The organism is Pedococcus sp. (assembly GCF_036000045.1).
Classification (GTDB): Bacteria; Actinomycetota; Actinomycetes; order Actinomycetales; family Dermatophilaceae; genus Pedococcus.
In genome coordinates, this window is sequence record NZ_DASYGF010000014.1 from 52,336 (window position 1) to 63,519 (window position 11,184).

The following is an 11,184-nucleotide window of genomic DNA, read 5'->3' on the forward strand; positions in this document are numbered from 1 at the left end:
TACTTACGCTGTCCCCATGAGCCTGCCGTCGACTGCGCCCGCCCGACTCCCCGGGGTGGTGCTCGTGGTCGCCGGGCTGGCCGCGCTGCCGCTGCTGGCAGCCCTGGGCGGGGCGGCCGCCGCCCCCGTGATCGGGGACCCGGGCGCCTTCGTCCGCTGGGCGCTGCTCTACGCGAGGGTCGTGCAGGACCTGGCCGCCGCGGCCACCGTGGGCCTGCTCATCCATGCCGCCTTCCTCGTCCCGGAGACGACCCGCACGAACCGGCGCATCACTGCGACCAGGCTGGCTGCGCTGGCTGCCGGGCTGTGGGCGCTCGCGGGCATCGCCGGTGCTGTGCTGGAGATGGCGGACCTCATCGGCGTACCGCTGACCGACCCGTCGTTCGGGTCGCAGCTCGCGACCTTCGCGTTCTCCCTCGAGCAGACCCGCGTCATCCTCATCATGGCCATCGCCGCCGCGGTGGTCTCCATCGGCGCGCTGGTCGCCAGGGCCAGGTCCACGATGGCCTGGCTCGCCCTCGGCTCGGTGCTGGCCCTGCTGCCCCTGGCGCTGACCGGCCACGCGGCAGCGTCCGGCGACCACGCGACCGCCGTCAACGCGCTCGCCGTCCACCTCGTTTCGGTCAGTGTCTGGGTGGGCGGCGTCCTGGCCCTGGCCATGACCGGTGCCTCGCTCGGGGCGGACCTGGCCCCCACGGCCTCGCGGTTCTCCGTGCTCGCCGGGTGGTGCTACGGCGCGGTCGCGGCATCGGGTGTGCTGAGTGCCGTCCTGCGCCTGGACGGCTGGAACGACCTCGCCACCCGCTATGGCGCGCTCGTCCTGGTCAAGACGGCGGCCCTGCTCGTCCTCGGGTATGCCGGGTGGCGGCATCGCCGCTCGCTGCTGCCTCGTCTGGGTCGGGACGGCTCGACGGCGGCGTTCGTGCGGCTGCTCGTGGCCGAGCTGACGGTGATGGGGGTGGCCGTCGGCACCGCCGTGGCGCTCGCTCGCAGCGCCCCGCCGGCGCCGGACTCCCCAGTGCGGGATGCGACGCCGGCCTTCTCGCTGACCGGCTACCCGGCGCCACCGCCGCTGGTCGGGTCGAGCTGGGCCACGACCTGGCGGACGGACTGGCTCTGGCTGAGCCTGGCCCTGGTCGCCGTGGGGCTCTATCTCGCCGGTGTCGTCAAGCTGCGCCGGCGCGGCGACAGCTGGCCCGTCCACCGCCCCATCCTCTGGGTGCTGGGCTGGGCGGTGTTCGTCTATGCCACCTGCGCGGCGCCCGGGGTCTATGGAGCCGTCCTCTTCTCGGCTCACATGGTGATGCACATGGTCGTGGCCATGCTGGTGCCCGTGCTGCTCGTGCCGGCGGGTCCGATCCTGCTGGCCCTCCGGGCGCTGCCCGCGCGCCGGGACAAGACGTGGGGGCCGCGCGAGGTGCTGCTCCAGCTGGTCCACTCCCGAGCCCTGCGAACGCTGGCCAACCCCGTGGTCGCGGCGGTGCTGTTCTTCTTCAGCCTCGCCGTCTTCTACTACTCGCCGCTGTTCGAGCTGGCACTGCGCACGCACACCGGGCACGTGCTGATGATCCTGCACTTCCTGGCGACCGGGTACCTGTTCGCCTGGGTCCTCATCGGCATCGACCCCGGTCCCAAGAAGTGGCCGCCGCTCATGCTGCTCGTCATCCTCTTCGCGACCATGTCGTTCCACGCGTTCTTCGGGGTGGTCATGACGAGCAGCACCACCCTGCTGGCGCCCGGGTTCTTCGAGGCGATCCACCTGTCGTGGATGACGCAGCCACTCAAGGACCAGCACGAGGCCGGCGCGATCGCCTGGGGGATCGGCGAGGCGCCCACGCTCGTGCTCACCCTGCTCGTGGCGGTGGCATGGGTGCGCAGCGACCGGGCCGAGACCCGGCGCACCGACCGGCAGGCCGACCGCGACGGAGATGCCACGCTGGTGGCCTACAACGCACACTTGGCCCAGCTGAAGCAGCAGTCCGAGCGGAGAGGCTGAACCATGCGAGTGGCAGTGGTGCAGGTGGCCTATGGCGACGAGGAGCCGACGGAGGACCGCGTCTCGCGGGTGGCTGACCTGGTCCGAGGGCAGGCAGGCCACGACCTGGTGGTGTTGCCCGAGCTGTGGGCGCCCGGCGGGTTCGCCTATCGCGACTGGGAGGCGCGCGCGCAGCCGGTCGGCGGTTCGATCGGCGCCGCGATGTCTGCCGCGGCCCGAGACGCCGGCGTCATGCTGCACGCGGGCTCGATCGTCGAGCGGCCGTCGTCCGGTGAGGTCGGGCTCGACGGGCACGGGCTCTGGAACACCTCGCTCGTCTACGGTCCGGACGGCGGCCTGCTCGCGGCATACCGCAAGATCCACCGGTTCGGCTTCGGGGCGGGGGAGCCGAAGCTGATGGACCCCGGCGAGGACATCGTCCTCGTCGACCTGCCCGGCGGTGTCGGCAAGGCCGGGCTGTCGACGTGCTACGACCTGCGCTTCCCCGAGCTGTACCGCCGCCAGCTCGACGCGGGGGCGACGGTCTTCATCGTGCCCGCGGCGTGGCCCGCGGCGCGCGTGCGGCACTGGACGCTGCTCGCCCATGCTCGTGCCGTCGAGGACCAGTGCGTGGTCATCGCGTGCAACACCGCGGGGACGCATGCCGGCACAGCGATGGGCGGACACTCGCAGGTGGTCACCGCCTCCGGTGAGGCGCTGGCGATGGCGGGAGCGGGCGAGGAGGTGCTCAGCGTCGACATCGACCTGGATGCCGTGACGGCCTGGCGTGAGCAGTTCCCCGTACTGCGGGACCGGCGGCTGTGATGGGCTCGACGCGGGTGGTGGCGCGGCTGCGCGCGCCCGAGCTCGTCGGTCGCGGCTGGCTCAACACGGGCGGCCGACAGGTGTCGTTGGCCGACCTGCGTGGGCGGATCGTGGTCCTCGACTTCTGGACGTTCTGCTGCGTCAACTGCCTGCACGTCCTCGACGAGCTGCGACCGCTGGAGGAGAAGTACGCCGACTCCCTGGTCCTCATCGGCGTGCACTCGCCGAAGTTCGAGCACGAGGCCGACCCCGATGCCCTCGCAGCGGCCGTCGAACGATACGCCGTGCACCATCCGGTCCTCGACGACCCCGAGCTCGCGACCTGGCAGGCCTACACGGCGCGCGCGTGGCCAACGCTGGTGGTCATCGACCCCGAGGGGTACATCGTCGCCTCGATGTCGGGTGAGGGACATGCCCACGGCCTCTCTGTGCTGGTCGAGGAGCTCATCGAGGAGCACCGCGCCAAGGGCACCTTGCGCCTCGGCGACTCCCCGTATGCCGCGCCGGAACCGGCCGACACCGCGCTGCGGTTCCCGGGCAAGGCGGCGGTGCTGCCGGACGGCTCGTTCCTCGTGTCCGACACCGCGCACCACCAGGTGGTCTGGCTGGAGCCCGACCTGGAGACCGAGCGTCGCCGGTTCGGTGGTGCGAGTGGCGCGGGCGGTTCGAGTGGAACGGGTGACGGGCCGGCAGGGCTGGCGGAGCCCCAGGGCGTGCTGGTGCTGCCTCCGGCCACGGCGGCGCGGGTGGGGTACGACGTGGTCGTCGCCGACTCCGTGCACCATCAGGTCAAGGGACTGAACCTCGCCGACGGTGCCTGGACGTTGCTGGCAGGAACCGGCCACCAGCTCCGCGAGCGCTCCGGAGGGGGTCCGGCGCTCAGGCAGGACCTCTCGACGCCGTGGGACCTGGCGTGGTTCATCGACCGGGTCGTCATCGCGATGGCCGGCGTGCACCAGCTGTGGGCGCTCCACCTGGCGACCGACCCGGCCGAGAACACCGTCGCCGTCCTCGGCGGCACGTCGGCCGAGGGTATCCGCGACGGGGCGGCCGACGAAGCGTGGTTCGCCCAGCCGTCGGGTCTCGCCGTCTCGGAGGACGGCGCTCGGCTGTGGGTCGCCGACTCCGAGACGTCTGCGTTGCGGTCACTGGACGTCACCGACGACGGTTTCGTGGTGGAGACCCATGTGGGGCAAGGACTGTTCGACTTCGGACACCGGGACGGCGCGGCGGACGAGGCGCTCCTGCAGCACCCGCTCGGCGTCACGGTGCTGCCCGACGGTTCGGTCGGGGTGAGCGACACGTACAACGGCGCGATCCGCAGGTTCGACCCCGCTACCCGTGAGGTGAGCACCCTGGCCACGGGGCTCCGCGAGCCGTCCGATGCGGTGGTCGAGAGAGACCCCGACGGCCGGGGTCGCCTGGTCGTCGTCGAGTCCGCCTCGCATCAGCTCGTGCGGATCGCGTTGCCCGACAAGGCCCAACGTGTCGAGGGGGCGGCCCATCGCACTCAGCGCCCCCGCACCGAGGTGGCCCCGGGCGCGCTCCTGCTCCGGGTCAACTTCACCCCGCCGACCGGTCAGAAGCTCGACTACCGGTGGGGCGACCCGACCCGCCTCATGGTGTCTGCGACTCCCGAGGGCCTGCTTCGCGAGGGAGCCGGTAGTGCGGAGGGGCTGACGCGACGGTTGGTGTTGGATCCCACGGCCGGTGACGGGGTGCTCCACATCTCGGTACAAGCGGCCTCGTGTGACGGCGATCCCGAGACCGGCGAAGTGCCAGAGCATGCGGCGTGCCACCTCTACCAGCAGGACTGGGGTATCCCGCTCGTACTGGTGGATGGCGCCCCGGGCGAGCTCGAGCTCGACCTGCGCGGCGTCTGAGCAGCACGCCGCGTCATCGCCCCGCGGGCGTCGTGGGGGCGCCGAGTGGGCGGACCCCACAGGGGCGTAGGTCGGCGCCGCCCAGGACCGCTGGAACAGCGCCGCCACAGGATCGCTGGAACAGGGCCGCTCAGGGACAGAGGGCCAGCGCCGCTCAGGATCGTCGGTGGAAGCTGTCTGACTTGATCCCGCGCGGATCGGTGTCGATGTGGTGGTCGAACCCGCGGTGATGGATGAGCCGATGGTGGTGCCCACACAGGGGTACCGCGAGGTGCAGGTCGGTGGTGCCGCCGCGCGCCCATGGGTGCTGGTGATGCGGCTCGGTCCATGCATAGGGTCGGTCCCAGTGATGGGCTGCGCACGCGTGGTAGCGGGTGGCCAGTGCGGTGCGTTAACAGCACGACCACCGACTACTCTGCACTCCGCTGACATGATCCTCACGATCCGGCCCGGGGCGTTCCCGCAGGTCACGGCCCCTGGGGACTACAGTCGAGGAGACGGGTCAATCCCCAGACCCGCGATCCTCAGGAGTGACCATGTACATCGGACTCGGCATTTTCCTCATTGTCATCGGGGCGATACTGAGCTTCGCCCTCCACGCCTCTCTCGGCGCTGTCGACCTCAACGCCGTCGGGTGGATCTGCATGATCGCCGGCGTGATCGCGATCGTGCTCTCGCTCATCATGACGAACAGGCGCGCCGTTGGCGGTGGCTACACCTCCAGGCGCGTCCGCCACACCGACCCCGCGACCGGCACGCAGGTGGACGAGGTCGACGTCGACCGCCGCGACCTCTGACGAGGCGGCCGCGAGCCTGGCCAGCCGGCATACGAGCCACCACCGCGAAAACCGAAAGGTCGCTGCCCCACACGGGGGCAGCGACCTTTCGCTGTGAGCGGGACGGAATGCGCTTAGAAAGCCGACTCCGGCACGTCCATCAGCGTGTTGTCGGTCGCCTCGGCGATCTGGCGCTCAGCCGCGATCTTCGGCAGGACGGTGCGGACGAAGAAGGACGCCGCCGCGATCTTGCCCTGGTAGAAGTCCTGGTCCTTGCCGCCGCTGGCACCCGCGTCGAGGGCGGCCTTGGCCACCTCTGCCTGACGCAGCAGCAGCCAGCCGATGACCAGGTCGCCCGCCGAGAGCAGCAGGCGGGAGGTGTTCTGCCCCACCTTGTAGAGGTTGCGCAGGTCGCCGCCCTCCTGCCGCGGGTCAGACTTCATCAGCTCACCGACCATGTAGCCGAGGATGCCCTGCACGTCCTCGAGCCCCTTGCCCAGCAGCTCGCGCTCGGTGCGCAGGAAGTCGGTGCCGTCGCCGGCCTTGGCGAGCTCCTGGATCTGCATCGCGATGTGCGAGAGGGCCTGCGCCTTGTCCTTGATGATCTTGCGGAAGAAGAAGTCCAGGCCCTGGATCGCCGTGGTGCCTTCGTAGAGGGTGTCGATCTTGGCGTCGCGGATGTACTGCTCGATGGGGTAGTCCTGCAGGAAGCCGGACCCGCCCAGCGTCTGGAGCGACTCGGTGCCGAGGAGCACCCAGGCGCGCTCGGACCCGACGCCCTTGACGATGGGCAGCAGCAGGTCGTTCACCCGGTTGGCCATCTCGGCTGGGCTGTCCTTGACCAGCTCCTCGCTGCCGCTCTCGATGAACGCCTGGTCGACGATGTCCTGCTGCGTCGCGGTGTAGATGACCAGCGCGCGCAGCCCCTCGGCATACGCCTTCTGGGTCATCAGGGAACGGCGCACGTCCGGGTGGTGCGTGATGGTGACGCGCGGGGCCGCCTTGTCGGTGGACTGGGTGAGGTCCGCGCCCTGCACGCGCTCCTTGGCGTAGTCGCGAGCGTTCAGGTATGCCGTGGAGAGGGTGGAGATGGCCTTGGTGCCCACCAGCATGCGGGCGTGCTCGATGACCCTGAACATCTGCGCGATGCCGTCGTGGGTGTCGCCGAGAAGGGTGCCCACCGCGGGCTCCCGGTCGCCGAACGTGATCTCGCAGGTGGTGGAGACCTTGAGGCCCATCTTGTGCTCGAGGTTCGTGACGTAGGCGCCGTTGCGCTCACCGAGCTCGCCGGTCTCGAGGTCGACGTGGAACTTCGGGACGATGAACAGCGAGAGGCCCTTGGTGCCGGCTCCGGCGCCCTCGGGGCGCGCCAGCACGAAGTGCACGACGTTGTCGACCATGTCGGACTCACCGGAGGTGATGAACCGCTTGACGCCGGTGATGTTCCACGTGCCGTCGGCGTTCTCGGTGGCCTTGGTGCGGCCCGCGCCCACGTCGGAGCCGGCGTCGGGCTCGGTCAGCACCATCGTGCAGTGCCAGCCCTTCTCGATGATCCAGCGCGCGAGCTTCTTCTGCTCGTCGTTGCCGAGGATGTAGAGGAGCTTGCCGAAGGAGTATCCGGCGGCGAACATCGCGACGGCGGGGTTGGCGCCCAGCACCATCTCGTTCATGGCCCACTTGAGGCTCGGTGGTACGACGGTGCCATCGAGCTCGCCGGGCACGTCCACGCCCCAGAAGCCGGAGTCGATGTAGGCCTGGTAGCTCTTCTTGAAGCCCTCGGGCATGGTGACGGAGTACGTCGCGGGGTCGTAGACCGGCGGGTTGCGGTCGGAGTCTGCGAAGGATGCGGCCAGCTCGTTCTCGGCGAGCCGGGACACCTCCTTGAGCATCTCGCGCGCGGTGTCGGCGTCGACGTCGGCATAGGGGCCGTGCCCGAGGACGTCCTGACGGCCGAAGACCTCGAAGAGGTTGAACTCGAGGTCTCGCAGGTTGCTCTTGTAGTGGCCCATCGTGGGAACCTCCGCGTCGTGACGTGGGAAGCGGCTCGTACTGGCCGGTAACATCCATGGTCCTACTGGCCAGTAACGAATGCAAGTCTTGTGTGACACACGCCACGACCGACGCAGATGCGCCTACCGCACCAGCGCGACCCAGACAGATTCGCCCTTTGCCGGTTGCGCCCCCTCGCTCTTGCTAGCGTTTCCGAAACACGAGCGCAGAAGGGGCCTGATGTCGAGCTTTGGTTCCCCGGAGCCACGCGCCCAAGTGGACTATCGCGCGGTCTTCGACGCGCTGCCCAACCCCTGTGCCCTGTTGAGCCGCGACCTCAAGGTCATCGACGTGAACGCCGCCTACCCGGTCGTCGTGGGCCGCACCAGGCGCGAGCTACTGGGCCGCGATCTCGTCGACGTGCTGGCGCTCGGGTCCCTGGAGTCGATGGCGGGGGCAGCCGACCGGATCCGCGAGTCGCTGCTGCGCGCGTTGGCGACCGGGCGCCCAGAGGCCCTCCCCCTCCAGCGCTACGACGTGCGCTCCGACGCCTCGTCCAAGGAACCGGAGGCGAGTCGCTACTGGATCTCGACCGCCACTCCCATCAGGGATGAAGCCGACGCCGTCGTCGCCCTGCTGCACAAGATCCAGGACGTCACCCCCGTCGTGCTGTCCGTGGCCGCCGACTTCAGCGACCCGGCGGGCATGTCGACGGTCAACCTCGAGCACCACTCCGACGTGTTCGGCCTCGCTCGGGACCTCCAGAGCGCGAACGCCCTGCTGCAGGAGGCCCAGGAGCGCGAGCGGGAGACCAGCCTGGCGCTGCAGCGCGCGATGCTCCCGACGACCATCCCCGAGCAGGCGCGTGGCCGCGTGGCGGCGCGCTACCTGCCGGCGAGCAGCTCCCTGAGCGTGGGCGGCGACTGGTATGACGTGGCCGCACTCCCAGACGGACGTCTGGCTGCCGCTGTGGGTGACGTCGTCGGTCAGGGTCTGCAGGCCGCTGCCGTCATGGGCCAGCTGCGCAGTGCGCTGAGCGCGGTGACCGTCGCGGACGTGGGGCCGGGCAACGCGTTGCAGGTGCTGGACAGGTTCGCTCGGCAGATCGAGCAGGCGACCGCCACCACAGCTGTCAAAGTCGTCCTGGACCTGGAGCAGGGCACCGCGACCTACAGCAGTGCCGGCCACCTGCCCCCGCTCCTCCACCACGCAGACGGCCGCGTCGAGGCGCTCGACCAGGCGTTGGGGCCGCCACTTGCCGCCACGGAGGCCGCAGGTCCGCGCCCCCAGGCGACCGCCAGGTTCAGCCCAGGCGCATACCTGGTCCTCTACACCGATGGCCTGGTCGAGCGGCGTACCGAAGACCTGACCGATGGGATCGAACGGCTCAGGTCCTGCTTGCGCGCCCACCCCGGTCTCGGCCCTGAGGCCCTCATCGACGCCATCATCACCGAGGTCCGCGACGGCGACTGCGCCGCCGACGACACCGCGGTGCTCGTCATTGAGCTCTGACCGGCTCGGGGGCGTTTCAGTGCCTTCGGGTGCGCTTGGCCCGGCGGCTCCGAAGGCGCCAGAGCCTCCTGCGAGAACGGCCGCGGTCGGCACGGGAGTCTTGGGCGGCGAGGCCCAGGGCCGCGTCCACCTCGGCATCACTCAGCGAGCGGCCGCCATCCGCTGCAGCGGCCGCCATGATGTCGCCGAGCAGGGCGATGTCCTCCGCGAGTGCTGCGTCGTGCAGGTCATCCGGTGGCTCGGTGGAGGCCATGCGACGCCTCCCTTCGAGGTCTGCCCTGTCACGATGCTGCGGCGCACCGCTCAGACTCGCCATAGCCCAAGTGGGCCATTGCGCCGAGTAGGCCGGTCCAGCCCACCCCGCTACCGTGGCGAGGGTGAGGCGCGGACGGGGCGACATGGCTGGCGCACTGCGGGTGGGTGCGTCAGTGGTCATTCCCCGGGCGGACCTGTCGTGGCGGTTCTCGCGCTCCTCAGGACCAGGTGGGCAGGGCGTCAACACCACCGACTCGAGGGTCGAGCTGCTGTTCGACGTCGCGCGGTCGACTGCTCTCAGCCCCACTCAGCGCGCCCGGGCCCTGCAGCGGCTGGCGGGCCGGCTCGTCGACGGAGTCCTGTCGGTCACGGCGTCGGAGCAGCGCTCCCAGCTGCGCAACCGTGAGGCGGCGGAGCGCCGACTGGCCCACGAGCTGACCGCCGCCATCGCTGCGCCTCCTCGGGCGCGGCGCGCGACGAGGCCGACGCGTGGCTCGGTGGAGCGGCGCATCGCCGGCAAGAAGCGACGCGCCGAGACCAAGCGTCTGCGGCGGCCGGAGTGAACAGGCCAGTCGCCGAGCGCGGGGATGCGGCGCGCGGTCGGGTTCACGGCATACTCGCGTCTGTGAGCGAGCAGACGCAGGAGTCGCGCAGCAGCGCGGCCGTGCAGCGGGCCAGAGCCGACCTCGCGGCCGGGCGCGAGTGGAAGGCGCGCGACCGGCTCGTGGGCCACCTGGCGGCCGAGTATGACGCCGAGGGGCTGGAGCTGTTGGGTGAGGTGCACTTCGCGATGCGCGACCTGCCGTCCGCCGGAGCTGCGTGGTTCGGTACGACGCGACGCGGGCAGGACGTCGACGTAGCCGTCGCGGCATGGCGGGAGCGACACCGCGACCACTTCGCCGAGATGTGGCGCAGCCTGCCCCGGAGCGTGCGGGAGCACGAGGGCAACAAGCGGGTGGATGCGTTGCGCCGCAAGGCGGACGAGACACGCGCTGCGGACCGCGCGGCCAATGAGCACAGCGCTCCGCCGCAGACTAAGCGAACGGTCGATGCTGCCATGGTCATCGCGGTGGGGCTGGCCGTGCTGTTCGTCGTCTGCGCGGTCGTCGGCTTCGTGACACTCGTCAGGTGGGTCATCCCGGGCTGAGCGGCAGGGCGTGGCAGACGTCGGCTGTCAGTGGGTCGTGCCACTCTCGAGACATGGACACCATCACGGACGTACTCCTGCTCCGCGCCGTCCAGGCGTGGTGCGACGAGTGTGCTGCTGAGCAGATCCTGCTCCCGGTCCTCGACGAGGGGCCCGGCGGGTTCTGCTGCGCGGCATGTGACACGGCGGTCTTCGCCGGGTTCGACGACCTGGCGGCCGTCGCCGCCCTGCGCGCCTCTGCCTGACCGATCCGACCCTGGGGAGCCGCTATGACCACCCTCGCCAACCGGCCCAACACCGCCCTGCTCGTCGTCGACGTTCAGAACGGCGTAGTGGCAGAGGCGTACGACCGCGACACCGTCGTCGCCCATGTCGCGGCGCTCGTCGACAAGGCGAGGTCCGCACAGGTCGATGTCGTCTGGGTGCAGCACCAGAGCGAGAGCCTGATGCCCGACACCGACAGCTGGCAGCTCGTGTCCGAGCTGGTGCCGCATGCGTCAGAGCCATTGGTGCACAAGAGGTTCGGTGACTCGTTCGAGGAGACCGACCTCGAGTCGGTGTTGGCCGAGCGAGGGATCGGCAGCCTCGTCGTCGCCGGCGCTCAGACGGATGCGTGCATTCGCTCGACCCTGCACGGCGCCATCGTGCGCGGCTACGACGCGCTGCTCGTCGAGGACGCTCACACCACCGAGGACCTGTCGTCGTTCGGTGCCCCGTCCCCCGAGAAAGTCATCGCCCACACCAACCTCTACTGGAAGTACCACACCGCCCCAGGGCGCACGGCTGGCACGGCGACCACGGCGGAGATCAGCTTCACCTGAC

At 70.4% G+C, this 11,184-nt stretch carries 11 protein-coding genes; 9 read left to right on the top strand and 2 right to left on the bottom strand.

Annotated elements, in window-relative coordinates; genetic code table 11:
- Positions 1 to 16: 16 nt before the first annotated feature.
- The 4 genes from VGN50_RS02020 (at position 17) to VGN50_RS02035 (ending at position 5,480) form a co-directional block, all read left to right on the top strand.
- Positions 17 to 1,996, top strand: coding sequence for a cytochrome c oxidase assembly protein (locus tag VGN50_RS02020; RefSeq protein ID WP_327442963.1), 1,980 nt, complete (start codon positions 17 to 19; stop codon positions 1,994 to 1,996).
- 3 nt (positions 1,997 to 1,999) lie between these two features.
- Positions 2,000 to 2,800: a carbon-nitrogen family hydrolase gene (locus tag VGN50_RS02025; RefSeq protein ID WP_327442964.1), complete on the top strand. Its 801-nt coding sequence runs from the start codon at positions 2,000 to 2,002 to the stop codon at positions 2,798 to 2,800.
- Entirely contained in the window at positions 2,797 to 4,683 is a 1,887-nt protein-coding gene (locus VGN50_RS02030; RefSeq protein WP_414694520.1) for an NHL domain-containing thioredoxin family protein, read from the top strand. The genes VGN50_RS02025 and VGN50_RS02030 overlap by 4 nt, the downstream gene beginning before the upstream one ends.
- Positions 4,684 to 5,219: 536 nt before the next feature.
- The gene (locus VGN50_RS02035) at positions 5,220 to 5,480 is read left to right on the top strand and encodes a DUF6458 family protein (protein ID WP_327442966.1); all 261 of its coding nucleotides are present in this window, start codon (positions 5,220 to 5,222) and stop codon (positions 5,478 to 5,480) included.
- 113 nt (positions 5,481 to 5,593) lie between these two features.
- On the opposite strand, the gene VGN50_RS02040 is transcribed toward VGN50_RS02035, so the two are convergent.
- On the bottom strand, positions 5,594 to 7,468 hold the full coding sequence (locus tag VGN50_RS02040; protein WP_327442967.1) for an acyl-CoA dehydrogenase: 1,875 nt from the start codon (positions 7,466 to 7,468) through the stop codon (positions 5,594 to 5,596).
- 256 nt (positions 7,469 to 7,724) lie between these two features.
- Here VGN50_RS02040 and VGN50_RS02045 point away from each other — a divergent pair, with 256 nt between their 5' ends.
- Positions 7,725 to 8,960 carry a PP2C family protein-serine/threonine phosphatase gene (locus VGN50_RS02045; RefSeq protein ID WP_327442968.1) on the top strand — a complete coding sequence of 412 codons (1,236 nt, stop codon included), beginning with the start codon at positions 7,725 to 7,727 and terminating at the stop codon, positions 8,958 to 8,960.
- Positions 8,961 to 8,976: 16 nt separating this feature from the next.
- Here the strand turns inward: VGN50_RS02045 and VGN50_RS02050 are convergent, their stop codons facing one another.
- Complete coding sequence (locus VGN50_RS02050) at positions 8,977 to 9,213, bottom strand: hypothetical protein (protein WP_327442969.1); 237 nt, start codon at positions 9,211 to 9,213, stop codon at positions 8,977 to 8,979.
- Positions 9,214 to 9,358: 145 nt separating this feature from the next.
- Between VGN50_RS02050 and arfB the strand changes: the two genes are divergently transcribed.
- From arfB to VGN50_RS02070, 4 genes are all read left to right on the top strand, one after another.
- On the top strand, positions 9,359 to 9,778 hold the full coding sequence (arfB, locus tag VGN50_RS02055; RefSeq protein ID WP_327442976.1) for an alternative ribosome rescue aminoacyl-tRNA hydrolase ArfB: 420 nt from the start codon (positions 9,359 to 9,361) through the stop codon (positions 9,776 to 9,778).
- Between the two features lie 62 nt (positions 9,779 to 9,840).
- On the top strand, positions 9,841 to 10,362 hold the full coding sequence (locus VGN50_RS02060) for a DUF6584 family protein (protein ID WP_327442970.1): 522 nt from the start codon (positions 9,841 to 9,843) through the stop codon (positions 10,360 to 10,362).
- Positions 10,363 to 10,415: 53 nt separating this feature from the next.
- A complete protein-coding gene (locus VGN50_RS02065) occupies positions 10,416 to 10,607 on the top strand; it encodes a hypothetical protein (protein ID WP_327442971.1) in 192 nt (63 codons plus the stop codon).
- Between the two features lie 24 nt (positions 10,608 to 10,631).
- Positions 10,632 to 11,183 carry an isochorismatase family protein gene (locus VGN50_RS02070; protein WP_327442972.1) on the top strand — a complete coding sequence of 184 codons (552 nt, stop codon included), beginning with the start codon at positions 10,632 to 10,634 and terminating at the stop codon, positions 11,181 to 11,183.
- Position 11,184: the final 1 nt, after the last annotated feature.

Excerpts from the sequence above, each read along its gene's own strand:
- VGN50_RS02020 (WP_327442963.1), top strand. The coding sequence starts at position 17 with ATGAGCCTGCCGTCGACTGCGCCCGCCCGACTCCCCGGGGTGGTGCTC.
- VGN50_RS02025 (WP_327442964.1), top strand. The coding sequence starts at position 2,000 with ATGCGAGTGGCAGTGGTGCAGGTGGCCTATGGCGACGAGGAGCCGACG.
- VGN50_RS02035 (WP_327442966.1), top strand. The coding sequence starts at position 5,220 with ATGTACATCGGACTCGGCATTTTCCTCATTGTCATCGGGGCGATACTG.
- VGN50_RS02040 (WP_327442967.1), bottom strand. The coding sequence starts at position 7,468 with ATGGGCCACTACAAGAGCAACCTGCGAGACCTCGAGTTCAACCTCTTC.
- VGN50_RS02050 (WP_327442969.1), bottom strand. The coding sequence starts at position 9,213 with ATGGCCTCCACCGAGCCACCGGATGACCTGCACGACGCAGCACTCGCG.
- arfB (WP_327442976.1), top strand. The coding sequence starts at position 9,359 with ATGGCTGGCGCACTGCGGGTGGGTGCGTCAGTGGTCATTCCCCGGGCG.
- VGN50_RS02065 (WP_327442971.1), top strand. The coding sequence starts at position 10,416 with ATGGACACCATCACGGACGTACTCCTGCTCCGCGCCGTCCAGGCGTGG.
- VGN50_RS02070 (WP_327442972.1), top strand. The coding sequence starts at position 10,632 with ATGACCACCCTCGCCAACCGGCCCAACACCGCCCTGCTCGTCGTCGAC.